The sequence below is a fragment of the Acinetobacter sp. CAU_H_S170_2 genome (genome assembly GCF_058890445.1).
Map to the genome: position 1 here is coordinate 3,383,942 of NZ_JBZYAE010000001.1, position 25,956 is coordinate 3,409,897.

24 protein-coding genes are annotated in these 25,956 nt (G+C 43.4%); 9 read left to right on the top strand and 15 right to left on the bottom strand.

The features are described from left to right. Nucleotides 1–25: 25 nt before the first annotated feature. The 4 genes from gyrB to dnaA all read right to left on the bottom strand — a co-directional run bounded on the left by gyrB (nucleotide 26) and on the right by dnaA (nucleotide 6,286). Complete coding sequence (gene gyrB, locus AC5EUN_RS16565; protein WP_005401771.1) at nucleotides 26–2,497, bottom strand: DNA topoisomerase (ATP-hydrolyzing) subunit B; 2,472 nt, start codon at nucleotides 2,495–2,497, stop codon at nucleotides 26–28. 52 nt (nucleotides 2,498–2,549) lie between these two features. Beyond that, complete coding sequence (recF, locus tag AC5EUN_RS16570; protein WP_493352468.1) at nucleotides 2,550–3,632, bottom strand: DNA replication/repair protein RecF; 1,083 nt, start codon at nucleotides 3,630–3,632, stop codon at nucleotides 2,550–2,552. Nucleotides 3,633–3,647: 15 nt separating this feature from the next. Beyond that, on the bottom strand, nucleotides 3,648–4,796 hold the full coding sequence (gene dnaN, locus AC5EUN_RS16575; RefSeq protein WP_004977721.1) for a DNA polymerase III subunit beta: 1,149 nt from the start codon (nucleotides 4,794–4,796) through the stop codon (nucleotides 3,648–3,650). A 110-nt stretch (nucleotides 4,797–4,906) separates the two neighbouring features. Continuing rightward, nucleotides 4,907–6,286 carry a chromosomal replication initiator protein DnaA gene (dnaA, locus tag AC5EUN_RS16580; RefSeq protein WP_004697428.1) on the bottom strand — a complete coding sequence of 460 codons (1,380 nt, stop codon included), beginning with the start codon at nucleotides 6,284–6,286 and terminating at the stop codon, nucleotides 4,907–4,909. Between the two features lie 672 nt (nucleotides 6,287–6,958). On the opposite strand from dnaA, the gene rpmH reads away from it, so the two are divergent. The 5 genes from rpmH (at nucleotide 6,959) to mnmE (ending at nucleotide 11,070) form a co-directional block, all read left to right on the top strand. Further along, the gene (rpmH, locus tag AC5EUN_RS16585) at nucleotides 6,959–7,093 is read left to right on the top strand and encodes a 50S ribosomal protein L34 (RefSeq protein ID WP_000831329.1); all 135 of its coding nucleotides are present in this window, start codon (nucleotides 6,959–6,961) and stop codon (nucleotides 7,091–7,093) included. 33 nt (nucleotides 7,094–7,126) lie between these two features. Continuing rightward, a complete protein-coding gene (gene rnpA, locus AC5EUN_RS16590) occupies nucleotides 7,127–7,516 on the top strand; it encodes a ribonuclease P protein component (RefSeq protein WP_039890852.1) in 390 nt (129 codons plus the stop codon). 9 nt (nucleotides 7,517–7,525) lie between these two features. After that, nucleotides 7,526–7,846, top strand: coding sequence for a membrane protein insertion efficiency factor YidD (gene yidD, locus AC5EUN_RS16595; RefSeq protein WP_004977726.1), 321 nt, complete (start codon nucleotides 7,526–7,528; stop codon nucleotides 7,844–7,846). 5 nt (nucleotides 7,847–7,851) lie between these two features. Next, entirely contained in the window at nucleotides 7,852–9,615 is a 1,764-nt protein-coding gene (yidC, locus tag AC5EUN_RS16600; protein WP_493352469.1) for a membrane protein insertase YidC, read from the top strand. A gap of 99 nt (nucleotides 9,616–9,714) precedes the next feature. Beyond that, nucleotides 9,715–11,070, top strand: a complete 1,356-nt coding sequence (mnmE, locus tag AC5EUN_RS16605; protein WP_428870296.1) for a tRNA uridine-5-carboxymethylaminomethyl(34) synthesis GTPase MnmE — start codon at nucleotides 9,715–9,717, stop codon at nucleotides 11,068–11,070. A 159-nt stretch (nucleotides 11,071–11,229) separates the two neighbouring features. On the opposite strand, the gene AC5EUN_RS16610 is transcribed toward mnmE, so the two are convergent. From AC5EUN_RS16610 to AC5EUN_RS16625, 4 genes are all read right to left on the bottom strand, one after another. Further along, the gene (locus tag AC5EUN_RS16610; RefSeq protein WP_493352470.1) at nucleotides 11,230–12,927 is read right to left on the bottom strand and encodes an NAD-dependent malic enzyme; all 1,698 of its coding nucleotides are present in this window, start codon (nucleotides 12,925–12,927) and stop codon (nucleotides 11,230–11,232) included. Between the two features lie 210 nt (nucleotides 12,928–13,137). Next, the gene (gene ttdB, locus AC5EUN_RS16615) at nucleotides 13,138–13,746 is read right to left on the bottom strand and encodes a L(+)-tartrate dehydratase subunit beta (protein ID WP_493352471.1); all 609 of its coding nucleotides are present in this window, start codon (nucleotides 13,744–13,746) and stop codon (nucleotides 13,138–13,140) included. Next, nucleotides 13,743–14,642, bottom strand: coding sequence for a L(+)-tartrate dehydratase subunit alpha (gene ttdA / locus AC5EUN_RS16620; protein ID WP_062031161.1), 900 nt, complete (start codon nucleotides 14,640–14,642; stop codon nucleotides 13,743–13,745). Before ttdA ends, ttdB begins: the two co-directional genes overlap by 4 nt. Nucleotides 14,643–14,701: 59 nt before the next feature. Then, nucleotides 14,702–16,003: an MFS transporter gene (locus AC5EUN_RS16625; protein WP_493352472.1), complete on the bottom strand. Its 1,302-nt coding sequence runs from the start codon at nucleotides 16,001–16,003 to the stop codon at nucleotides 14,702–14,704. Between the two features lie 247 nt (nucleotides 16,004–16,250). Here AC5EUN_RS16625 and AC5EUN_RS16630 point away from each other — a divergent pair, with 247 nt between their 5' ends. After that, nucleotides 16,251–17,174 carry a LysR family transcriptional regulator gene (locus AC5EUN_RS16630; protein WP_493352473.1) on the top strand — a complete coding sequence of 308 codons (924 nt, stop codon included), beginning with the start codon at nucleotides 16,251–16,253 and terminating at the stop codon, nucleotides 17,172–17,174. Between the two features lie 74 nt (nucleotides 17,175–17,248). On the opposite strand, the gene AC5EUN_RS16635 is transcribed toward AC5EUN_RS16630, so the two are convergent. Next, nucleotides 17,249–18,433 carry an MFS transporter gene (locus AC5EUN_RS16635; RefSeq protein WP_493352474.1) on the bottom strand — a complete coding sequence of 395 codons (1,185 nt, stop codon included), beginning with the start codon at nucleotides 18,431–18,433 and terminating at the stop codon, nucleotides 17,249–17,251. Nucleotides 18,434–18,566: 133 nt separating this feature from the next. Continuing rightward, nucleotides 18,567–18,833 carry a metal/formaldehyde-sensitive transcriptional repressor gene (locus AC5EUN_RS16640; protein WP_058870671.1) on the bottom strand — a complete coding sequence of 89 codons (267 nt, stop codon included), beginning with the start codon at nucleotides 18,831–18,833 and terminating at the stop codon, nucleotides 18,567–18,569. A gap of 56 nt (nucleotides 18,834–18,889) precedes the next feature. Between AC5EUN_RS16640 and dmeF the strand changes: the two genes are divergently transcribed. Together dmeF and AC5EUN_RS16650 are read left to right on the top strand one after the other, a co-directional pair. Continuing rightward, a complete protein-coding gene (gene dmeF, locus AC5EUN_RS16645; RefSeq protein WP_493352475.1) occupies nucleotides 18,890–19,873 on the top strand; it encodes a CDF family Co(II)/Ni(II) efflux transporter DmeF in 984 nt (327 codons plus the stop codon). A gap of 106 nt (nucleotides 19,874–19,979) precedes the next feature. After that, nucleotides 19,980–20,681 (top strand): DsbC family protein, encoded by a 702-nt coding sequence (locus AC5EUN_RS16650; protein WP_493352476.1) that lies wholly within the window; start codon nucleotides 19,980–19,982, stop codon nucleotides 20,679–20,681. A gap of 57 nt (nucleotides 20,682–20,738) precedes the next feature. On the opposite strand, the gene AC5EUN_RS16655 is transcribed toward AC5EUN_RS16650, so the two are convergent. From AC5EUN_RS16655 to guaD, 3 genes are all read right to left on the bottom strand, one after another. Continuing rightward, complete coding sequence (locus AC5EUN_RS16655; RefSeq protein ID WP_004977734.1) at nucleotides 20,739–20,990, bottom strand: GlsB/YeaQ/YmgE family stress response membrane protein; 252 nt, start codon at nucleotides 20,988–20,990, stop codon at nucleotides 20,739–20,741. A gap of 172 nt (nucleotides 20,991–21,162) precedes the next feature. Further along, nucleotides 21,163–21,690, bottom strand: a complete 528-nt coding sequence (hpt, locus tag AC5EUN_RS16660) for a hypoxanthine phosphoribosyltransferase (RefSeq protein WP_004697480.1) — start codon at nucleotides 21,688–21,690, stop codon at nucleotides 21,163–21,165. 224 nt (nucleotides 21,691–21,914) lie between these two features. Continuing rightward, entirely contained in the window at nucleotides 21,915–23,231 is a 1,317-nt protein-coding gene (gene guaD, locus AC5EUN_RS16665; RefSeq protein ID WP_183174402.1) for a guanine deaminase, read from the bottom strand. A 328-nt stretch (nucleotides 23,232–23,559) separates the two neighbouring features. On the opposite strand from guaD, the gene AC5EUN_RS16670 reads away from it, so the two are divergent. After that, nucleotides 23,560–24,033 (top strand): hypothetical protein, encoded by a 474-nt coding sequence (locus tag AC5EUN_RS16670; protein ID WP_058870669.1) that lies wholly within the window; start codon nucleotides 23,560–23,562, stop codon nucleotides 24,031–24,033. A 381-nt stretch (nucleotides 24,034–24,414) separates the two neighbouring features. Here AC5EUN_RS16670 and AC5EUN_RS16675 read toward each other — a convergent pair whose 3' ends face one another. Beyond that, complete coding sequence (locus AC5EUN_RS16675) at nucleotides 24,415–25,575, bottom strand: glutathionylspermidine synthase family protein (RefSeq protein WP_493352477.1); 1,161 nt, start codon at nucleotides 25,573–25,575, stop codon at nucleotides 24,415–24,417. A 3-nt stretch (nucleotides 25,576–25,578) separates the two neighbouring features. Further along, nucleotides 25,579–25,941, bottom strand: a complete 363-nt coding sequence (locus AC5EUN_RS16680) for a hypothetical protein (RefSeq protein WP_176536851.1) — start codon at nucleotides 25,939–25,941, stop codon at nucleotides 25,579–25,581. Nucleotides 25,942–25,956: the final 15 nt, after the last annotated feature.

Below are 25,956 nucleotides of genomic sequence, written 5' to 3' on the forward strand. Positions count from 1 at the left end.
TTTTTTGGCTTATTTTGTAAAGCGCTTAGGCATCAATATCCGCATTCAATGCATTTTCTTCAATGAATGCACGACGTGGTTCCACATCGTCACCCATCAAACAAGAGAACATTCTATCGGCTTCAATCGCATCCTGAATGGTAACTTGCAACATGTTGCGGTTTTCAGGATCCATGGTGGTTTCCCAAAGCTGGTCCGCATTCATCTCACCCAATCCTTTATAGCGTTGAATCATCATGCCACGACGGGAGTCAGATAAAATATGCTGCCATACCTGATGGAAGTTAGTAACTGCAATCTTGCGATCACCTTTTTGTAGGTATGCGCCATCTTCCAACAACGTGAACCAACTCTTGGAGTTTTTCAACAAACGGGCATATTCACCAGAACCCAATAAACCTGCATCTAATAAGTAGCTGTGCGGCAGATTGTGTACATAAATGGTGATACGAGGTAAGTAAGTCTCGATCTTTTGACCATCTGCCAGTTCTTTTTCAAACGTTTCTAAGCTTAACTCAGGACGCAAGCTCGGTTGAATCTCTGCCACAGCACTGCGCACTTGTTCAGCCCATTGCTCGACATAAGCTCGGTCATGGTTTTGATCAAGCTTAAAGCCTTCAACCGAAATCAACGCATCTAAGACACTGGCAGGATAACGTACAGTTAAACGCTGTAAGCTCTTCTGAGACGTTTGATAGTCCGCAATCACATTCGCCAAGGCTTCACCACGGATTGCAGGTGCAGCATCGCTGATGTGCAATTCAAGCTCATCAATCGCGTTTGAAATTAAATAGGTTTCAAGCGCATCATTATCTTTCAGATACTGCTCTTGCTTGCCTTTTTTCAGCTTATACAGCGGTGGTTGAGCAATATAGATATAACCACGCTCCACCAGCTCAGGCATTTGACGGAAGAAGAAGGTCAACAATAGGGTACGAATGTGCGAACCATCCACGTCAGCATCGGTCATGATGATGATCTTGTGATAACGTAATTTGTCCGGATTGTACTCTTCACGACCAATACCACAACCCAATGCCGTGATCAGGGTGCCGACTTCTTGAGATGAAATCATCTTGTCAAAACGCGCACGCTCCACGTTTAGGATTTTACCTTTCAACGGTAAAATCGCTTGCATCTTACGGTTACGGCCTTGTTTAGCTGAACCGCCTGCAGAGTCACCCTCGACCAGATACAATTCAGATAATGCTGGATCTTTTTCTTGGCAATCCGCGAGCTTACCTGGTAAGCCTGCAATGTCTAACGCACTTTTACGACGCGTCATTTCACGCGCTTTACGTGCTGCATCACGAGCACGTGCAGCATCAATGATTTTGCCTGCAATTGATTTTGCAGCTTGCGGGTTTTCAAGCAAATATTCAGAGAATGATTTATTCATTGCCTGCTCAACCGCAGGTTTCACTTCACTGGAAACCAACTTTTCTTTGGTTTGTGAAGAGAACTTCGGATCAGGCACTTTCACTGAAACAATCGCAGTTAAACCTTCACGTGCATCATCACCAGAAACCGCTACTTTCTCTTTTTTGAGTAAGTTTTCGTTTTCCATGTAGCTGTTTAGACCACGCGTTAATGCCGCACGGAAACCCGCTAAATGCGTTCCACCATCTTTTTGTGGAATGTTGTTGGTAAAGCAACGTACATTTTCTTGATAGGTATCATTCCACTGCAACGCCACTTCAACACCAATGCCATTTTCAGCCTGTACGGTGAAATGGAAAATGTCGTTCAGATGGGTTTTGCCTTGGTTAATATATTTCACAAACTCAGACAGACCACCTTCGTAGTCAAACACATGTTCTGCATGAATACGCTCGTCACGCAAAACAATGCGCACGCCCGCGTTTAAGAAAGACAATTCACGTAAACGACGCGCTAGAATATCGACATTGAAAATGGTTTGGCTAAAAGTTTCAGCACTTGGCCAAAAACGGACAGTTGTTCCTGTCGTATCCGTATTCCCCACAACAGTCAGTGGGTAAACCGGATCACCGTGTTTATATTCTTGTTGATGAATATGACCTGCACGATGAATCGTCAGTTCCAACTTACGCGACAAGGCATTTACAACCGATACACCTACACCATGTAGACCACCTGAAACCTTGTAGCTATTGTCATCAAACTTACCACCTGCGTGCAGAATGGTTAAAATCACTTCTGCGGCAGAAACCCCTTCTTCAGGGTGAATATCGGTCGGAATACCGCGCCCATTGTCCGATACACTTACAGATTCATCTTCGTGAATCGTCACCAAAATTTCATCACAGTGACCTGCAAGCGCCTCATCGATCGCATTATCCACCACCTCAAACACCATATGGTGTAAGCCTGAACCATCATCCGTATCACCAATATACATACCCGGACGTTTACGTACTGCGTCCAATCCACGTAATACTTTGATACTAGAGGAATCATAAGCTTTTTCTGTGGTTTGTTCCGTTTGAGAAGCAGCTTGTTGATCTTCTGAACTCATGGTTTCTCCCTAGCGAAAAATAGGTCTATCCCGTGATGGGTAAAATCTAAAATCATTGTGCGACAACTTGAACTTGACCGTTTTCAACACAGAATAATTGATAAGAAATAGATAAATCATGTAAGTGATTTTTGACTGATTCATACTCTAAAGTGGTAATAAAAACTTGACTACCCAGTTGGCTCAATCGCTCAATTAAACGTTGTTGTGCTGTTAAATCTAATTCTGCTGTCAGATCATCTAATAATACCACAGTTTCCTTATTACAAGCATGTAGCATTGCAATCTGTGACAGTTTTAAGGCTATGATTAACAGCTTTTTTTGTCCACGTGACAGCACGACATCGGCATCGCCAAGGCTTGTTTTTAAACGCAAATCTGCCTTGTGTGGACCATACTCGGTATAGCGCCGTTCAAGGTCTTTTTGATGATGACTTTGCAGGTCATTCAGTAACCCTAACTCGGTATGAAAGCCAGGGCTATATTCTAACTGAACCTCGATATCTGGCAGCAGGTGTTTTAAATCTTGCTCAAAAAAGCCCTTCCACTGCTCCACAATGCTGACGCGCTGCGAATGCAGCATTTCCCCATAATCACCAAGCATTTTGTTCCACGGCTCCAAATCTGCCAGACTTAGATTCCGTCGTGTTTTCAGTAAACTATTACGCTGTTTTAATGCCCGTGAATAATATTGCCATGCATGATAAAAATCAGGTTCCACGTGGAACATCAGCCAATCTAATAGTTGCCGTCTAGGCTTGGCACCATGATCAATAATATCGGTACTTTGCGGATCAATCAGTTGCAAAGGAAGAATCTTAGCCAACTGGCCTTGAGTGGCAATGTTGTCGCCATTGACCTTGATGAGCTGTTCACCAGACAACAGCTTTTGCATCCCTATTTTTTCAGAACTGGATTGGGCAAAGACAATCGCGTCTTGGGTGTCGGTTTGAATATAGTGTTTCGGAATATGGGTCCGAAAGGAACGCCCAGTCGCCAACAGATGAATGGCTTCTAAAATTGAGGTTTTACCTGAACCATTTTGTCCATAAAAAACATTAAACGGTTGCAATCCATGGAGAGCAACCGTTCTGAGATTTCGAACACGTTCGATGTTTAAACGCGTGATTTGCATGCCTGAACCTAGGGCTTAAACACGCATTGGCATGACCACATAGGTCTGATCTTGATGAGCTGGATCTTGCACTAGAACCGATTGATTTGCTTCGGTCATCGTCATTGACACATCATCACCATCCAATGCGCCTAAGACTTCCAAGATATATTGGGCATTAAAAGACATTTCCATTGGCGCATTATTATATTGAATCGCCAAATCCTCTACGGCTTCGTCTTGCTCTGGGTTATTGGCACGCAGCTGCAAAGTGTCTGCGGCAAAGTTTAAGAACACACCACGTAGTTTTTCATTACTTAAAATCGAAACACGTTGTAAAGATTGCTTAAAGACATCATGTGCAATTAACACATTTTTATCCCCACCACGTGGAATCACACGGCGATAATCAGGGAACTTACCGTCAATCAGTTTTGTGGTGAAACGAACCGTGGTATCCCCTTGTTCTTTGTCACGACTGGCAATAGAAATAGTCACATTCAATAGTTCACGACCGATTAACAACGCCAATTGTTCATCTTCAATGCTCAATAAACGTTGTAATTCGCCCACTGCTTTACGTGGAACAATCGCTTGAATCAATTGAGTGGCATTTGAGCTAGCGACAGTTTCACACAGAGCTAAACGGTGGCCGTCTGTGGTCACTGCACGCAGTTGATTATTATCAATTTCAAGTAAGGTTCCCGTGAGATAAAAACGCACATCCTGCACCGCCATAGCAAATGCAGTTTTTTCAAATAGGCGCTTTAATTCACGCTGTGTCACCGCAACTTGCGTGCCTTGCGTGTTCTCTGTGGTCAATAACGGGTAATCTTCAGCGGGTAAAGTCCCCAACACAAAACGGCTATTACCGGACTTTAAGATACAACGTTGATCTTCAGTAATTTGTAAGTCTATCAGTGCTGCAGTCGGTAAAGATTTGCAAATATCCATCAACTTACGTGCAGGAACTGTGGTTTCACCCGCTTGTAAACACGCCCCTTCAGCAAGCGTGGTACTTGCAACCAATTCAACTTCTAAGTCTGAACCTGTAATCGTCAACGACGCTTGGCTCACTTGCACTTTAACATTTGAAAGAATGTTTAAAGTATGGCGACGTTCAACCGCTCCTACGACATGTGATAGAACATTAAGTAAGCTTTCTTTCGCGATTTTTAAACGCACGATACATTCCTCGAAAAACTGAAGATAAAATAATAAATAAATGTGTTTTTAGCAGTGTACTATGCGGCAGAACATGCCGCATTGCAAGAATAGAATTTGAGCAATTTTGCTTAACTTTGCAGCAAGCGTTGCAAGTTTTTATAGTCCTCATTGAAGATCGGATCTTCATCGCGCAGACTTAAAACTTTTTCACAAGCATGCATGACGGTACTGTGATCTCGACCGCCAAAGGCCATACCAATTTCAGGGAAACTGTCTCCCGTTAACTCACGTGCCAAGCCCATTGCCAATTGGCGTGGACGAGCATAAATACGGGTCCGTTTAGGCCCAACCAACTCTTTGAGTGGAATTCTAAAGTACTCACTCACCACACGTTGAATATTTTCAGTACTGATGGTTCGTGCACGAATGGCCAAGACGTCTTTTAATGACTCACGCACAACATCCAAATCAATAGCGGTACCCTTAAAGCGTGAAATGGCCACCACTTTATTCAGCGCACCTTCCAATTCACGTACGTTTGCAACCACTTGTTGCGCAATAAATAACGCACAGTTTCGTGGTAATTCCACATCATTGCTTTCTGCTTTTTTCAGCAAAATTTCAATACGGGTTTCAATATCTGGTGGCTCAACCCCAACCGACAAGCCCCAAGAAAAGCGTGAAACCAAACGTGGATCTAATTCCGTTAATTCTTTTGGATAGCGATCTGAAGTCAGAATAATTTGCTTAGATTCATCTAAAAGTGCGTTAAAAGTATAGAAAAACTCTACTAAACTCGCCTCTTTACCCGCCAACAAATGAATATCATCGACCAACAATAGATCTAAAGATCGGCAATTTTTTTTAAATTCTTCCACTTTGCCTTGTTGTAAAGAACTAACAAAATCTTGAACAAAGCTTTCTGCCGTCATATACATGACACGTGCATTGGGTTTGGCTTGCAACAAGGCATTGCCCACTGCTTGCATTAAGTGTGTTTTACCTAAACCAGTCGGGCCATATAAAAATAAGGGATTGTGCTGAGAAGCACCTAACTGGGTTAAAACCTTACGACACGTTTCAGCAGCCATTTGGTTTGAACGACCTTCCACAAAAAGTGAGAAGGAAAATAAAGGATTTAACTGCCGTTTACGGCTGTTTTTAGAATTCCCCTCTTCTTTTTCTTTTTTCGGACGTACAACAGGTGCTGGAGCAGACTCTAAAGCCGCAGTCGTCGTTGCAGGTTGCTCACTCGCAGATAAAATTGCACCTGGGCGTGAGTCGACTAAAATTTCAACTTTACGTACACGCCCTTCAGAGAGCTGCTCCACTAAAATTGTAATCAGCTCTAGGTGATGTTCTTGAATGTAACGTGTCCAATAGGGATTGGGAGCATAAAGACGTAGTGTGTCATTTAACTCTTCTGCAACTAAAGGGCGTATCCACATTGTAAAGACATTCCCAGAGAGCTCTTGTCGCAAGCGAGTTAAGCAGTCCGTCCAAAGCATGTGAAACCCCTATTCATTCCATCAATAATTAATAAAAACACTATGTACCCACCGAAGCGGGTCGCCATTCTAACCAAGTTATCCACATCTGTCATGGAAAATTCTGCAGATATTGCTCAAAAAGCCTGCTTATGAAAATAAATTTAAATTCAAATAGTGGTGTGGATAAGTTTATCCGCAAACTGTGGATAGAATATAGCACAAAGTTATCCACAAACTATTAATTTTATAAAAACAATCTTATCCACACCATATTTTATTGTTTTATAATTAAAAAAGTGTCATTTCCACAGAAAAACACCTCCCTAATAGTAATAAATTTAAATTTATAAATTTGAATTTATTTATAAGAGGCCTGTTTTCTGGGGATAACTGGAGATCCAAAATGAATTTAAATTTAAAAACATGCGTAGCAAGTGAATTTAAAGACTTGTGGATAATTGTGTGGGTAATCTTGTTGGTAACTTATATCACTTTAATAAACAATAATCTAGGTTGTGTATAAGAAAAAAGTGCAGTTGTTTAAATGTTATCGAGAAAAGAGCAAGCTCAAGCTGCTGTTACAAATAAAAAGGCTTAATTTCACAAGAAAATCGGTTTTCCATTGACAGCTCAAGCAATGAACACTAAACTCGCGAACCTTCATTGAATGATCATTTTTGGAGTTTCGATATGAAACGTACATTCCAACCATCTGAATTAAAGCGTAAGCGCGTTCATGGTTTCCGTGCTCGTATGGCTACTAAAGCTGGTCGCCAAGTATTAGCTCGTCGTCGTGCAAAAGGTCGTCACAGCTTAACTGTTTAATTAATAGTTAACGCTTAAACGATTTTGGGTGTTATGACTACACTTTATGGCTTCAGCACAGAGGTTCGTATTCGCTGTGCTGCCGATTATAAGAGTGTCTTCGATGGTGCGCTTTTTAAAGTGCATCAGCCCCATTTCTTATTTCTAGCAAAACTGACCGAACAACCTCAAAGTCGTTTGGGTATTGTTGTTGCTAAAAAGAAAGTGCGTCGTGCACACGAAAGAAATAGAGTAAAACGTTTGGCTCGTGAAAGTTTTCGCTTGCATCAACAGCAATTAACTTTAGATATTGTGGTTATGCCTAAAATGGGGATAGAAACAGTGCCTAATGCAGAGTTGCACCAGCAATTACAATTTGCTTGGCAAAAATTACAACGTCTTGCCAAAAAGCATCAAAAAATAGCTCCCTCCCTGCAAAAGTAGAGATGGCCAATGGTCCGGTTACTGCATTGGTTAATTCGATTTTATCAAATTGCGATTAGTCCTTTACTTGGACCGCGTTGTCGTTATATCCCTACATGTTCTCAATATTCATTGGAAGCAGTCCATACACATGGTGCTGTGCGTGGTGTGTGGTTGGCTACTAAACGTATTTGCCGTTGTCATCCTTGGGGTGGATCGGGGTATGACCCTGTTCCAAACAAAAGGATTCGTTTTATCTCTTTTCAGCAAATAGATTCTCAAAAGCATCTGGTTGCTGTACCCTTTCGTGATTGTTTCTTGAACCAAAATCACTCTAACCACTTGGGGTAATCGATATGCAACAATGGGCCAGGTTTGCCATTCTCGGGGCCATGTTTGTTGTCGCTTATTTGCTCATTTTGGCTTGGCAAAAAGATTATGGACATGCTGAGACTCAGCCACAGCCACAACAGGCTGCAGCAGTTTCACATGAAGTATCTGCAGATTTGCCAAATGCTCAAACGGCTTCAGCAGCGTCTGATATGCCACAAGCAAATATCGCGACTCAGCAACCAGTTACAGAAGCAAAAGTATCTGTAAATCAACAGCTTATTTCAGTACAAACTGACCTTTATCATCTTTGGATTAATCCTAAAGGTGGTGATATTGTTCGTATTGAATTGTTAAACCATGACAAGAGCAAAGACAGTAACGAAGCATTTGTCATGCTTGAAAGTGATGCAAAACGTACTTATGTGGCGCAGTCTGGTTTAATTGGTCTTAATGGTCCAGACAGTAACCGTAGCGGTCGTCCAATGTATGAGATTGAAAAATCTGCTTATACATTGAATGATGCCAAAGCGGTTCAAACTGAAGATGGAAAAAGCATCAAAGTGTTAACCGTACCGATGGTACTGAAAACAGCTGATGGTGTGGAAATCATTAAAACCTTTACCTTTAAGCAAGGTGAATATCCTGTTGTTGTGAACCATAAAGTGGTGAACCGCAGTGGTCAAAACTGGCAGGGTCAAATGTTTGGTCAACTCAAACGTGACAACTCTGATGATCCAGGCAAATCGGATCAAGGTATTTTCACGCTGGGCACTTTCTTAGGTGGTGCTTGGGGTTCGCCTGAAGAACATTATAACAAGCTTAAATTTGCTAACTTCAATGAAGAAAAATTGAATGTTGAAGCGAAAGGCGGCTGGGTTGCTATGGTTCAGCACTACTTTGTGAGTGCTTGGATTCCAGGTGACTTAAAATTGACGCAAGCCAATGGTCAACCTTATGTCGCGAAATTAGAGTCGCGTAAGTCAACGGATGATATGAATATCATTGGTTTTACTTCGCCGACGATTACTGTGCCTGCCGGTACAGTGGCTGAGATTGATGCGACTTTCTATTCAGGTCCTAAAGTTCAATCTGAGTTGAAAGAGCTTGCAACAGGTTTAAACCAAACTGTTGATTACGGTTGGTTATGGCCAATTGCGAAATTATTGTTCTTGGGTCTTGAGTTCTTCCACGGTTTAGTGGGTAACTGGGGCTGGGCAATTATTTTGTTAACGGTCTTGGTGAAACTGATTCTTTGGCCATTGTCGTCTAAGAGCTATCGCTCAATGGCGAAAATGCGTGTCATTGCACCTGAAATGCAGCGTATGAAAGAAGAGTTCGGTGAAGACCGTATGCGCTTCTCTCAAGAAATGATGGCACTGTATAAACGTGAACAAGTCAATCCGCTTGCGGGTTGTTTGCCATTGTTATTACAAATGCCAATCTTCCTTGCGTTGTACTGGGTGTTGATGGAGTCTGTTGAGCTTCGTCATGCGCCATGGTTACTTTGGATTCAAGATTTGTCAGCGATGGATCCGTGGTTTATTTTACCGCTGTTAATGGGCGCAACGATGTTCATTCAGCAGTCTTTAAACCCACAACCGGCTGATCCAATGCAAGCGAAAGTTTTCAAAATCATGCCGATTGTTTTCACAGTCTTTATGTTGTTCTTCCCTGCGGGTCTCGTGTTGTACTGGATTGTCAACAACAGTATCACGATTATTCAGCAGACCTTGATCAACAAATCTGTTGAAAAAGACCGCTTGAATAAGGAAAGTGCGTCGAGTTAATCGAGGCAACTTTTCGCGAAAAGCTGAATAAATCCGCTTAAGATGGTAATCTTAGGCGGATTTTTCATTGTGTGACTTTTAAGATTTTAGGTGAATGTTATGTACAACCGAACCACGATTGCTGCCATTGCAACACCACCTGGGCGTGGTGGTGTGGGGGTCATTCGCCTATCTGGTCCCAAGTCTTATGAGATTGCACAGGCCTTGACCCAAAAAGACTTACCGAAAGCGCGTTTTGCTGGTTTTCGCCAGTTTTATGATGCATCTGGCGAAGTGATGGATGAGGGCTTAGCGCTTTGTTTTCCGAACCCGAACTCGTTTACTGGTGAAGATGTGGTTGAGTTGCAAGGTCATGGTGGCCCTGTCATTCAAAATGCTTTACTGGGGCGTTTGTTGGAGCTCGGTGCGATTGCAGCAAAAGCCGGTGAGTTTTCCATGCGTGCTTTTGAAAATGGCAAACTGGATTTGGTACAGGCTGAAGCGATTGCTGACTTGATTGATGCGACGTCTCAAGCTGCTGCACGTTCTGCGGTACGTTCATTACAAGGCGCATTTTCAACTAAAGTGAATCGTGTATTGGAGCAATTGATTCATCTACGTTTGCATGTGGAAGCTGCGATTGATTTTCCTGAAGAAGAAATTGATTTTCTTGCGGACGGGAAAATTTTAAATCTTTTAGATGGTGTTACGGCTGCTGTGAACCAAGTGCAACAATCGGCTCGTCAAGGACAGTTGCTGCGTGAAGGTTTACAAGTGGTAATTGCAGGAAAACCGAATGCGGGTAAGTCATCACTGCTCAATGCATTAGCAGGCATTGAACGCGCCATTGTGACGGATATTGCAGGCACTACACGGGATGTCTTACATGAAAAAATTACCCTGAATGGTTTACCCATTACCTTAACCGATACCGCGGGTTTACGTGAAACCGGCGATATAGTAGAAAAAGAAGGGATTCGTCGTGCCATTAAAGAAATTGAGCAAGCTGATCTGTTACTTTTGGTTTATGACTTAAGCCAAGGCGAAGACCCACTTAAACTGGCGCAAGAATATTTTGCTGAGCATATTGAACCGAAACGTTTAATGCTGATTGGTAATAAGTGTGATTTGATGGAAACGACATCGCATATCGAAGACTTTAACGGCTTCCGTCATATTATGGTTTCGGCAAAGCAAGAAACTGGCGTTCAAGCGCTCATAGAAGCGATTACAGCGCATGCAGGCTTCCAGCCTGAAGAAGATACCTTTATTGCGCGTACACGCCATTTAGACGCAATGAAACGCACTCAGCTTTACCTTGCTGAAGCTCGTGAACAATTGGTGGTGTATAACGCAGGTGAGTTGGTCGCAGAGTCGCTCCGTTTGGCGCAAAATGCCCTTGGCGAAATTACAGGGGATTTTAGTGCGGATGATTTGCTTGGGAAAATTTTTGGATCGTTCTGTATTGGAAAGTAATGCCGACATTTAGCATCGTGCCTATTTAGGAAGATGGATATAAAAAAGCACTCAGTTTTAAAGGCTGGGTGCTTTTTTATACATAGGGTGGTTAGTGCTGCTATTGAGCTTCTCTTTGGCGCAAAAAATTTATGAGATTCCTATGCTGTAAGAAGCCAATCAAAAGGTAATTCGTCGGTAATCTCGATATTCGGGTTTCCACACATGCATCTCAATGGCTTTTTGCAAACTGGCTTGGTCCATTAATGGGGCAACCCCTTCCCGTATCGCGGCAAGCCCTACCTGCAAGGCGATAATTTTAGAGATGTTCTGAATGGCATCAATACTTGGCAGTAAATCATGGTCTGGGTTTTTCAGCATGGGTGAACAGCTGGCTAAAGCATTACTCGCGGCCATTAACATCAGGTCGGTCACGCTTTGCGCACCTGCGGCAATGACACCTAGACCAACCCCAGGAAAAATATAAGCATTATTGCACTGAGCAATGGGGTAAATATGGCCTTGATGATGTACTGGTGCAAATGGACTGCCTGTTGCGATTAAGGCTTTACCCTCTGTCCATTGAATAATATCTGCGGGGAGCGCTTCGACCTGAGAGGTGGGATTGGACAAGGGAAAGACGATCGGGCGTTCACAGTTTTCAGCCAGTGCGCGAATAATCTCTTCACTAAATAAGCCAGTTTGTCCTGAAACACCGATTAATACTGTGGGTTTGGCATGCTGAATGACTTCGAGCAGAGAAATCTCTGGCGCTACATTTGCCCATGTCTCAATGGCACGCAAAGGCTGCGCCAACTTGCTTTGAAAATCGAGTAAGTTGGGTTGCTGTTCAGTCATTAAACCAAAGCGATCCACCAAATAAAGACGTGAGCGTGCTTCATGGTCGCTGAGCCCTTCAATTTTCATTTGTGCAATAATTTGTTCTGCAATACCACAGCCTGCTGAACCTGCACCTAAAATAACAATCGTTTGATCTTTTACCTGCTTTTTCACCACATGAGATGCTGCAATCAGGCTAGCTAACGCTACAGCCGCCGTACCTTGAATATCATCATTAAAACAACAGATTTGTTCACGGTAGGTAGTTAGTAAAGGCATGGCATTTTGCTGAGCAAAATCTTCAAATTGAATCAGAGCTTTCGGCCAGCGTCGTTGAATGGCACGAATCACATCATCGATAAATTGATTGTATTCATCGCCACTAATACGGGGGTGGTTCCAACCCAAATACAGCGGATCGTTGCGTAACTGTTGGTTATTGGTCCCAACATCCAGCGTAATAGGCAAAGTATAGGCTGGACTGATGCCTCCACAGGCGGTATAAAGCGACAGTTTGCCAATGGGAATCCCCATGCCGCCAATGCCTTGATCACCAAGACCTAAGATCCGCTCTCCATCGGTCATCACGATAACTTTGACATTTTTGCGGTTGACGTTGTATAGAATTTCATCAATATGCGCGCGATCTGGGTAGGAAATAAAAATGCCACGATGTCGGCGATAAATATCGGAAAAACGTTGGCAGGCCTCACCCACAGTTGGGGTGTAAATGATCGGCATCATTTCACTTAAGTGATGTTTGAGCAGATGATAAAACAGGGTTTCGTTGGTATCTTGGATATTGCGTAAATAGATATGTTTGTTGATGTCATCATTAAAAGATAAATACTGCTGATAGGAGCGGCGACTTTGTTCCTCAATGGTTTCAATCACGTGTGGAATTAGGCCGTGTAAATTGAAGGTATTGCGTTCTTGTATTGAAAATGCAGCTCCTTTATTCAACAACGGCAGTTCTAAAAGTGAATGAGCTGCATAGGGAATATAGAGCGGTTTTTTTATGGTTACATGATCCATCATGAGCTTGATCTCGTTACATCGATTGCAATGTCCGTAGTCTACTAAAAGAAGTATGGATTAAACGTCGAGACGTTGTGGTGAATAGGGACACAAGTGAAGAGAAATGCCTGATTTGGCTGTGATGTGTCTGACCAAATGCAGGCTTAGAGTTAAAATAAAGAGAGATAGACAACACCAAACAGGATCGTTTGAGGTGCTGTCTGTAAAGCACTATTTAATAAAACTCAGTTCATTACTAATCCGATCCAGCACTGGTTTCTTTTTGGCTTGGAACTGGGTTTTATTCTGCTGAATAAGATTATTGCCATGAGTATCAATCGAGATGATCAGCGGGCCAAATACCTTGACGCGGTTAATCCATAAGGTTTCAGGCATCCCGAGGTCTTGCCATTCAGCGCCTTCAATTTCCTCGACTTGAGTGGCTGCCAGTACCGCACATCCTCCAGGGAAAATCGCATGGACTGCTTTGTGTTCCTGACAGCCTGCGACAGTCTCAGGGCCCATGCCACCTTTACCCACAATCAGTTTCACCCCAGTTTGTTTGATAAATTCGCGTTCAAATTTTTCCATACGCATACTGGTGGTGGGCCCAATAGAGACCATTTCAAAACCGCCATCATCCTTTTTACGCACGATTGGACCGGCATGGAAAATCGCACCGCCTTCTAAATTCACGGGAAGTTGTCGACCTTGTTCAATTAAGCGGCGATGTGCCACATCACGACAAGTAACTAGACGTCCAGTTAGATATACCACGTCACCAATTTTAAGATCGGCTAAGTCTTCATCACGTAATGGGGTGGTCAGTACTTTTTTCATAGCACAACTCCTTCGTGTGACAGAATTTCATAAGACATATCAGGGTTAATTTTAATTTTGCCACGGCGGTGTGCCCAGCAACCGGTGTTGACTGCCACGCCAATGGTGGATGGGTGACGAGCCGAAGACTCAATATTGACGCCCATGACGCTGTTATTGCCTGTTAAGCCCTGTGGGCCAATGCCAATTTCATTCAAGCCTTGTTCCAGCAAGTCTTCCATCAGCGCAGCGCGTGGGTTATCACTTCTTGAGTCTACAGGGCGCATAATGGCCAGTTTGGACAAGCGTGCAGCGGTTTCAACTGAAGTGGACACCCCGACACCGACCAGTAATGGCGGGCAAGCATTCACACCACGCTCGGTAATCACATCCATCACGAACTCGGCTACACCTTCATAGCCTTGACCTGGCATCAAAACTTTAGCTGCACCTGGCAAGGTACACCCGCCGCCTGCCATATAGACATCGATGGTACAGGTATCCTGTTCCGGGACGATGCGCCAGTCTAGCCACGGAATTTGGGTGCCCGTATTGGTGCCGGTGTTTTTCTCATCAAAGGTTTCAACTGCATTGTGGCGCAAGGGGCCTGTACGGGTTGCCTCTTCGGTCGCTTCACGTAAAATTTCCTGCAATTCGCCCAACAGTGGGAAATGCGCACCCGCTTCAACAAAATATTGAATCACGCCTGTGTCTTGGCAGCTGGGACGGTTTAGTCGATCTGCTGCTTCTTGGTTTTCATCCATTGAATCATAAATTGATTTGGCCAATGGGTTGGTTTCCAATGTTTTCAGCTCAATCAGTTTGCTTTTGACATCTTTGGGTAAACGTTTGCCAATATAGGCTGTAAATTTGGCCATGGTGTCCGTGAGGGACTGTACGGCAAGTTCTTTGTCCATGGGAGGCTCCTTGTTAAGCGTTCAATTCGCTCGAATATCGAATAAGGTAAAAATGAAGATCATGAATTACTCAATTCAGCCGAACTGGCTTTGTTTTTTTGAGTAAAACTTAAAACGAGGGTCAGGACGGTAGATAAAATCAGCAGACCTGCAACGAAATACAAACCGCCTGCAAAGCTTCCAGTTTGATCTTTAACCCAACCGATCATGGCTGGACCCGCAAAGCCACCTAAGTTCCCAATCGAGTTAATGGTTGCGATGCCTGTCGCTGCTGCTGCGCCCGATAGAAACATGGTTGGCATGCTCCACAGTGGCGGTTTAGAGCAACTGATGCCGACGTTGACAATGGTTAATGCTGCAATCAGGCCAAACATACTGCCAGTACTGGCTGCAATCGCGAGCCCCACAGCTGCGGTTAAACAAGCCAAAGCCACATGCCATGTGCGTTCATTGGTTTTGTCGGAGTGACGTGACCACAAAATCATGGCAACCACAGAGATAATAGGAGGAATAGCGTTCAATAGACCGACGGTCATTGAGCTGACACCCAGTTCTTTAATGATTTGAGGTGCCCAAATGCCAAGGGTATACAGCCCCGCTGAGGTACCGAAATAAATGAGTGCCAGAGCAAGCACGCGTGGATTGGCGAGTCCGCGTAAAATACTGTGCTGCTGTTGCCCTCCTTTATTGGCATCTTCTGCTTGCATGGTTTTAACCAACCATTCACGCTCATCGGGTTTTAACCACGCGGCTTTTTCAGGTCGATCTGTCATATAGAAAAACACTACGACGCCTAGGATCACCGCAGGAATGGCTTCAATCAGGAACATCCGTTGCCAACCTGCTAAGCCCATGATGCCGTGCATTTCCAGTAATGCTGCTGAAATAGGAGAACCAATCGCCGTGGCTATAGGGGCGGCAGCCATAAATAAGGCAATTACCCCTGCTCGGTTTCGTGCAGGGAACCAGTAGCTTAAATACAAAATAATGCCGGGGAAAAAGCCTGCTTCGGCGACACCGAGTAAAAATCGCATAACATAAAAGCTGGTTGAGCTTTCGACAAAGGCCATCCCGCCAGCAATAATGCCCCAAGTCACCATGACCCGTGCAATCCAAATGCGAGCGCCGACTTTGTGCAAAATAATGTTGGAGGGAACTTCAAAGAGGAAATAGCCCAAAAAGAAAATTCCTGCGCCAAAACCGAGAATCGAAGCGGTAAAGCCCAAATCTTCTTTCATGGTAATGGCAGCAAAACCAATATTGACCCTATCAATATAGGCAATTAAATATAAAATCATGATAAACGGCACAATACGCCAAGTGATTTTGCGTAGCGTCCGTTTCTCGATATCCATGTCCATGGCTTATCTCCATATCAGTAGCGATTACCTCCCGATTCGGTCGAAGTCACACCGCAATCGAGTTTGGCGAAACAGCTCCCCGTTTGTGCACCGTTGTCCTTACACGGTGGACTTTATGACTCACTCAAGTTTCCTTGCTTGGGTGAGATATGTTGTTTGGGGGGTAACGTGATAGGGATATTAGAGACTTTGCAAAACCGATGAATCGATATAAAGTTAAATCACTCTTGCAAAAAACTGAATAATCATGAGCTCAGATACCGAATTAGCATTTTTTTGTTTACTAATAAAACAGGGCAGTCTGGTTGCAACAGCGCGTGAGTTGAATTTAACGCCCCCTGCTGTGTCCCGACGTCTGACACAAATGGAAGAGCGTTTAGGGGTTCGGTTGTTGAATCGGACCACCAGGCGCATCAGTTTGACCAATGAAGGCGAAATTTATTTTGAGAATGCTTCGCGAATCTTGAAAGAAATTGAAGAAATGGAACAGCAAGTAGCGCGCAGTCGCACCACCCCTAAGGGCTTACTGCGAGTGAATGCACCGTTTGGTTTTGGTCGAACCTACATTGCTCCTGCGATGTCAGACTTTGCGCGAAAATTTCCAGATATAGAGGTCCAGTTACATCTGACTGATCGCCCGATTCATCTGCCGAATGATGCGATTGATGTCTCGATTCACTTTGGGCAGGTACCAGACTCACGACTAATTGCGAAAAAAATTGCGGCCAATCGACGGCTTCTATGTGCTTCTCCGCGTTATTTGGCGCACGCTGGGGCACCACTTACGCCACGCGAACTGACCTTGCACCAATGCATTGTGTTAAGACAAAATGATGCGGCATATGCGAACTGGCGTTTAACTCAAGGGGATAACGAAGAGACCGTTAAAGTGCATGGAAAATTGAGTAGCAATGATGGCCAAGTCACCATTGGTTGGGCACTCGATGGTCATGGTATTTTAATGCGCGCTGAATGGGACGTGGCTAAGTATTTAAAAAGTGGTCGTTTAGTTCAAGTCTTGCAGGACTATGAGACGCCCCCTGCCGATATCTATGCGATTTATATGGATCGGCTCGAGCACTCACCAAGAGTGTCCTATTTTTTAGAACATTTAAGCCAGTATTTAAATGAACATACGGACTTAGCCCATGCCAACAAGAAAAGAACCTAAGTTATAGCAAGGGTAGACTGAAAAATGGCATCTGAAGAACGATCTAAATCCAAATGATTTTGACTTCACTCTTTCTATGCAGAAGCTAGACGTATACTGCTTTTATGCGCAAACCACAGATAAAAACACAATAAAGCGATGACAATGCAAAAGCTAATGACCCCGAAGCTTAATCCAAAGTGATCTGCCAAATAACCCACAGCTACAATGGGCACAATCGTGCCCAAATAACCAATAAAAAGATAAGTCGACATTACTGCAGCACGATTCTCTAAGGTGGTCATGGCATGAATGAGACCAAAGGAACCAATCAAGGTCAGGCCATGTCCGACACCAACGAGAAAATCACTGATAAAGAAAAATGCACTCAGTTGAAATAGCATACACAGCGCCAAAATGCCTAAGCTTGCAATCAAGGTAATTAAGCCATAGTTGAGGCACTTATAAGCAGGAATACTTCTGGCAAAATACTGCACCACGGCAGAGACAATTAAAATACTGGTAATGGCTGAACCGCTAATGAGGGGGCCGTGCCACGGCAAAATATCCCGCACAAATGACGGGGATAAGGATGCAAATAAACTAAACGCGGCAAAGGCACTAAATGCGGTAAATCCAACAATGAAAAACAACTGATGATATTGCACTTCTGGTCGGAGTAGCTTTGGGGCGATACTAAAGGGCTGTGCGGTAAATGTAGGAGACTCAACCCAAAATAAACCAAAGAAACACAGTACAGCGCCAAGAATAACGGGTAGATAAGGACTGACCAACGGATATTCTGAAAATTGAGCTATCAGGCCACCAATCAGCGGGCCTAAGCCAAAGCCTACTGCGGTAATAATCGAACTCAGTTGTGGTGCAATCTGTTGATGGCTTTTGGGCACGGTATACATCAGTCCCAGTAAGGCCGAAGTGGTCATCAAACCAGATGCAATACCAATAATAAAGCGCCCCAAAGATAAAATGAGAGCATCAGAAGCATAAGCGGAAATCACCAACCCGATGCTAATAAACACCAACCCTACTTGTAAGGTTCGTAAATAGCCAATGCTATTACTGGTCCGGCCGAGAAACAGTAAAGTAGCGAGACAACCAAACATATAAGCCACAAAAATATAGGTGATCTGACTCGGCACCAGATGCCATAAGGCTTGATACAGCGGGTAAAGTGGACTGGCTAAGGCAGTCCCCATCGTTCCCATCATTAAGGCGAGGCTGACCATACAAAATGGACGCCAAGAAGTGGTTGTTGTCATGCAAATGCCATGCGGCTCTCTCGGTCAAAACAAGAATATTTTGATGCCCAAGAGAAAAAGGATAGAGAGCAACAGTGTATCGGTTTGTGGAAAAAATGGTCAACTAAAAACTTGAAAAAGAACGCAATAAAACTTAGCCATAGCGTTTCAGCAGTTTTAAGAACTCAGCCAACTCTTCTTCATTGACCTGTTCAGCTTGTGCTAATACATGATGGCGTAAGTGTGCTTCAACCAGTTCATTCATCAGCCCATTGACCGCGCCTTTAATAGCAGCGACTTGTTGTAAAACGTCGATACAACTGGCATCGGGATGTGTGATCGAGAGTTCAACGGCCTTGACCTGTCCTTGTAAGCGTTTCACACGGTTTAAAATTTTTTTATCTTCATGCAAATGACTCAACACATTGCTCCAAAAATAAATATACTAAGGGGGAGTATATTGGTGAATGATTTTAAATGCAAAATACCCCATCACGTCAGCATACGCATCATTTTGATGACGGTAATCCACTGGCACAAAAACGGATTTTAATGGCGACCATTTTAACGGCAGTCATGATGTTATTAGAAGTGATTGGTGGATGGATTTTCCAATCAATGGCTTTGCTGGCGGATGGTTGGCATATGAGTTCGCATATGTTGGCACTGGGTTTGGCTTATTTTGCCTATCGTGCTGCACGGCATTATGCCCATGATCAGCGCTTTAGTTTCGGCACATGGAAAATTGAAATTCTTGCAGGTTACAGCAGTGCTATTTTGCTGATGGTAGTAGCAGGTTCTATGGCTTTTCACTCGATTCAGCGTCTATTCTCGCCTGTACAAATTCATTATAACGAAGCGATTCCAATTGCGATTTTAGGCTTATTGGTGAATTTAATCTGTGCATGGTTGCTGCACGATGGTGACCATCACCATCACCATCACCATCACCATCACCATCACCATCACGCTCATGATCATGCATCAGAAGTACATAGCCATCATCATGATTTAAATCAGAAAGCTGCATTTATGCATGTGGTGGCAGATGCAGTGACTTCTATTTTCGCGATTATCGCACTGATTTTTGGTAAATATTTGGGTTGGGATTTTCTCGATGCTGCTCTTGGGATCGTAGGTTCAATACTGGTGGCTAAATGGGCACTGAGCTTAATGCAAGAAACGGGAAAAACCTTGTTAGATGCTGAAATGGATCATCATGTGGTGGATGAAATTCGCGAAGTGTTGGCAGAACTACCGCATACGACCTTGACCGATTTACATGTTTGGAAAGTAGGCAAAGGCAAGTTTTCCTGCATTTTGGCTTTAGAAACGACGGTAGACTTAACTGCGGATCGCGTGCGGGCAATGCTCTCGATTCATGAAGAAATTGTTCATGTCTCGGTGGAAATTAATAGCACAGCCCTCACTGTTCCACGTGAAACTTTGGCCAGTTCATAAGCAAGGCGTGTTGGGTTTCGGTAAAGCCAAGGAAAAAATGATTCAATGCTTGAATAATACGCTCTACACTAGCGCCGTGGTTCTCCGATTGAAAGAGCAAAAAGTGATGATAAAAAAACTGGGTTTGGCACTACTCACAAGTGCAATTGCAAGCATGAGTATGGCCAGCGTAGAAAGTGTTCAAGCCAACTTAAAAAAGAATTATCCAAATATTCATGTTCAAAATATTCAAAAAACAGAAATGTCGGGCATTTATAGCGGATCTTTAGATGGTGAAATTGTGTATTTAGGCGAAGCGGCTGAGCATGTGATTGCAGGTTCGATGGTGCGCTTAAAAGATCAGAAAAATTTAAGTGCTGCCTTATATGTGCAACAAAACTCGCTTGATTGGAACAAGCTGCCGCTAAAAGATGCCATTAAAAGCGTTAAAGGCAACGGCAAACGCCAATTGGCGGTTTTTTCAGACCCAAACTGTCCTTACTGTAAGCAGTTAGAGGCTGAGCTGAATAAACTGAATGATGTGACCATCTATACCTTTATTTATGCTATTAAGGCGCAATCGATTGCACCGTCGAAACAAGTGTTTTGTGAAGCAGACCCTGCCCTCGCATGGAAAAATTTGATTGCAAAAGGGACTCAGCCAACGTCGAAAAAACCGTGTGCCAATCCAATTGAGCGCAACATTCAACTCGGTCGTAGTCTGGGTTTACAAGGGACGCCTGTGGTTATTTTCTCAAATGGCTTTAAAGTGAATGGTGCTGTGCCTTCAACCACTATTGAAAATATGTGGCGTGAACTGGGCTTATAAGAGTTCAAAGATACATAAAAAAAGCACCTGAAACGGTGCTTTTTTTAATGGATGAGTTTAGGTTTTTTTGGTGACCATGTTGTAAATGAATAGAATAACAATGGCCCCAATAACTGACGCAATAAAGCCTGCGGCAGAGCCTTCACTATATAGACCAAGTAAACGACCACCATAAGTGGCTACGAGAGAACCTGCAATCCCCAGTAAAGTAGTGACAATAAATCCCGCTTTGTCATCGCCAGGATGGATAGCACGTGCGATGAGACCTGCAATAAAACCAATCACGATTGCAACAATAAGTGACCACATGAGCCAGCTCCTTTTTTATCATGTCTTTGTTTTTACATCATGTGCAAAAATATCATCAGGCATAATGCGACTGTGCAGTAGAGCGAATCTGCTAAAAACTGTATGTTTTATGTACTTGGCTAACAGTAAAAATAAAAAAAGTGGCCTTTGGCCACTCTTTTATCGATTGCTCTTAAAGACCAATTTCACCAATAAATGGCAAATGACGGTACTTTTGGTCGTAGTCTAAGCCATAACCCACAATGAATCGATCTTCGACATTAAAACCTAAAAACTTCACATCGAGTTCAATTTCACGGCGTGAAGGTTTGCTGACCAAGGTGCAAAGTTCAATTGAGTTTGGAGAGCGTGTTTCTAAAATTTCGAGTACTTTGCTCAAGGTGTTGCCTGAGTCGATGATGTCTTCAATGACCAAGACATCTTTACCGCGAATTTCGCCGTCTAAATCTTTTAAAATTTTTACATCACGTGAAGATACCGTACCGCCACCGTAGCTTGAAACCGTCATGAAGTCGAGTTCATGGGGTTTTGAAATCGTACGACATAAGTCTGCCATGAAAATGACTGAACCACGTAATAAACCAATCAGTACGAGTTCCTTATCACTGTTTGCATAATGCGCATCGATTTGTGCACCAAGCTCTTTTACTTTCGCTTGAATCTCTTCAGTAGAAATCATTACGCTCATTTGAACGGTCATGGGTAGATACCTAAAAATTAAAAAAATCAAAAATAAAAAAGGCGTTGACCTGCAACACCTCTATATATGCATTAATTTTAATATATCTCTAAACGAGATGCACCCCCTTTTGCCCGCTGGAAATGTAATCATTTCATTGCAGGCGGGATGCAGCTTGGTTTAGAGGCGAAAATCACAGTTGTTTCAAAACTCGATTAGCTGCTTAAATTTTCGCTATTTGCTACTTAGTTTTGCACATAGGCTTTCTGACCAAAAATATAAGTCGCATGAATATTACGGTCATCACCCATGGTCATCAGGGCAAATAACGCATCTTCAATCCCTTTTGCACGTTGCTGACGTAATGCTTGCAGCGCGGTTGCTTTGAGATCGAGCACCACAAAGTCGGCTTCTTTGCCCAAATTAAAGTTACCGAGTTTATCATCCAAGCTCAGTGCTTTGGCACCGCCCAGCGTAGCGTGGTAGAGCGACTCAAACGCGGACAGTTTATCGCCCTGAAGCTGCTGCACTTTATAGGCTTCATTGAGGGTTTGTAGTTGGTTAAAAGAGGTCCCCGCACCAATGTCTGTACCCAGCCCAACTTTTACCTGCTTTTCCCAAGTCTTGTTCAATGGAAATAAACCGCTGCCTAAAAATAGGTTGGAGGTCGGACAAAAAGCAATGGCTGAATCCGTCTGATGCATGCAGTCCCACTCAGCATCTTCTAAATGCACGCAGTGGGCAAAGACCGAATGCGAACCGGTTAAGCCAAAGTGATGATAAACATCGAGATAACCTTGCTGTTCAGGGAATAAGTCTTTTACCCAAGCGATTTCATTTTTATTTTCACTTAAATGCGTATGCACATACACATCTGGGTATTCAGCTTTGAGCTGCCCTGCTTTAGCCAATTGCTCTGGTGTTGAGGTTGGAGCAAAACGTGGCGTAATCGCATACAGGTTACGACCCTTGCCATGCCATTTCTCAATCAGTGCTTTAGAGTCCGCATAAGCACTGTCAGGCGTGTCGCACAGATCTTCAGGTGCATGACGGTCCATCATGACTTTACCTGCGATCAGACGCATCTGGTGCTGCCCTGCTGCTTCAAATAAAGCATCGACTGATTCGGTATGCACAGTACAGAAGACCAAGGCTGTGGTGGTGCCATTTTTTAGCAGTTCTTGCACAAAGAATTGGGCAATCTGGTCGGCATAGGCTTTATCTGAAAATTGTAATTCGGTTGGGAAGGTATAGGTATTGAGCCATTCGAGTAGCTGTTCACCATAGGCCCCCACCATTTCTGTTTGTGGAAAATGAATGTGGGTGTCGATAAAACCCGGCACAATCAATTGTTCAGGATAGTGCTGAACCTCGATGCCAATAGGAAGGTGCTGTTGCCCCTCCTGCCAAGATCCAAACCATTGGATTTTGCCATTTTGGCTAATCAGTAAACCATCTTCTACGTAACGCACTTGGTCGTGAATTTCACGCGCTTGGGCAACCGTATTCTGAATATCTAGGAAGCGACCGCGAACCGCCGTCGTTGCAACTACAGAAGACATTTTAAACCTGTGTTTTGACTTTTTTTCGATTGATTGTACCGTAAACTGGATTTTTTTCACGGCTATTTAATGAAGTTTTTATGTGTGTTGTGAACGCTAGATTTTAAATGAAAGACTGGAGCAGTATTTTCTAAAAAATTGAACTGTTTTGAGGCCATACATGTATCCATGCCATCGATAAGATCATGATTTTTTATGTCATACATAAGCACAAGCTTTGCGCTTAAATGATTCAATCTATTCGCAAAATTTTGTTGAGAAAGTCTTTATCTTTAAATGCTGAGTCAGTACAGTGTCGGCATTGATAAAATAAGAGACAATGACCGGCATGTATTTTTGGAATACCAAAGCATTAGCACATGAATTATCTAGCAATACCCTCGATAAAAAGCATTATAAAAATTATTACTTAGTCACCGCCTTACTGGTTTCAGTGGTGTATTACTACGGTATGTATTCACCCTATGGGGATGTCCGTGTGATTGGTATTGAGGGACTTCTGACTTTATTGATTATGTTTATCGGGATTCAAAGTGCTTATAAAGCCAATGGCGGGGATGAGGGTGAGCATTTCCTAGGTCGAATCACAGCGTTGTCTTTTCCCATTTTGGTACAAACCACCGTGGCTGGTGTTGTGTTTGGTGCAGTGTTATTGGGCCTTTATTTTGCTTTTAATCTAGAAGGCACAGCATTTGATGATTGGTATGAATGGACTATTTCGCTATTTACCATCTTCCTGCAAATCTTGTTTTTCACGCGTTTGGTGTCTTATATGAAGCGGGTTAAAGCGCATACCATTTAAGCTTGAAAAAAATATTGTTTTCGAATGTATGCCTGTCAGTTTTAGATTTGACAGGCATTCTCTTTTTCAATTTAAACATTTTTTGATACTCGGAAGCATCATTCACAACCTGCGTAGTGTTTGGAATAGATTGTTTTTGCAACACAAATTTTTAAATTATAGAAAGTGAACAGGTTTTGCGGAGGACAAATGCTTTTCTTACGAAGCTTCGCTTCTCATTTGGCGAAACAAAAGAAGAATTGAGCTCCCAGTATCGAACTTAAAAAAGATAAGACTCCCTCGTGAATAACCCAAAAGTGATAGTGCTTCTACTAAAATGCCTGAACAGACCCGCATTAATCTTTGGACATCTATTTTAAATAGGTGATTTAGAGCGCCACTTTATTCCACAAAATAATGTGCAGCAAAATGCGCATCATTACCAATCACATCAAACACATCTTCACGCAGTGACATCCCCGCACATTCATCTCCGACCATCCAAAGTCCCAAGGTGGGCAGCATGCCTTCATGCAACGGAGTTTTTACCCAGCGCTGCATGACATAACCATATTTGTCGTAGTCATCGAAGTAAAAACTACCTGAGGCTGCGCCGCAATCGACATTGTTTTGTAAGATATTAATATTTGCGCCTTCGCGCGCTAAGATGGGCTTACGCACCCATTTCCCTGCGTAGTGGGCGTGCGCATCATAAGCGTGGGTTTCTAACAACAATGGATGATTCGGAAAGCGTTTCCATAGCTCGATCAATAGGGCTTTATTCGAGAGTAGCATTTTCCAACATGGTTCAATCCATTCGGTTTCAGGTTTGAGAAACTGTGAAAAATTTTCTTCCCAAATCCATTCCCACGGATACAGCTTAAATAAATGCTGAATCTCTTGCTGATGCAAATCGACAAAGGCGGTGCCATTCCAACCAATGTTTTCCATCGACAGTTCGCTGACATTTAAGCCTGCCTGAAAAGCGGTATCCATGAGGTATTCTAAATTACCCCAATCTTCACGCCCTGCTTCTTGGCAGGCTGCGAAATGGACACGGCTACGCGCAGGATAGAGCTGTTTCCAGCGCTCAATCAGCTTTTCATGAATGCTGTTGAACTGATCACGGTTTGCAATATTTTCGACCTGTTCAATCCAATGCCACTGTGCAACTGAGGCTTCGAGTAAACCCGTTGGCGTATCGGCATTGTATTCCAGCATTTTGATGGCTTGACCATCATAGGCAAAATCGAAACGGCCATACAGCATCGGCGCTTGGTTTTTCCATGAGTGCTCAATCAGAGGAATCGCTGCTGGGGGGAGTTGAAAATATTCGGGATAATGACCGCGTTGAATCATATCCCCTGCCACTTCAAGGCACATCTGGTGTAATTCGTTCGAGGCATCTTCAAGCTGTTCAATTTGCTTGAGGCTAAACTCATAAGCCACCCCTTCTGACCAATACATTGAACCATCCCGCGACGGCAAGTTGTAGTAGTCAAAACCAATCTCTTGATGCGCCTGTTGCCAGTTTGCACGCTCAGGGAATAGAACTCGTTTCATGTATTAACCTCCGAATGAGCCCCCGCCACGGCCGAAGCCTCCACGAATGGGTTGGGATTTGGCATGGCTAAAAACGTGAGTCGAGATTCTGGGTGTGCCCATCGAATGACGTCCGCGAGCTTTCAAGACTTTGCCCATGTAACGGACTTTACGGTTGTTTTTATAATATTGTGGGCCGATATAAACCCCAGTAGAGCCACTATAGCTCGATTCACTATTTTCGTTAGCAGGTTCGCACAGTTCAAAATGCCAGTCTTGGTAGCAGTTGTATTGGTTATTGTAAACATCCTGTTGTAGGGTTTTAGAACCGCTACATGCCGTGAGTAAAACGGGCACTACAACAAGAGTTAATTTTTTGGTACGCATGGATGAGCAACCTTC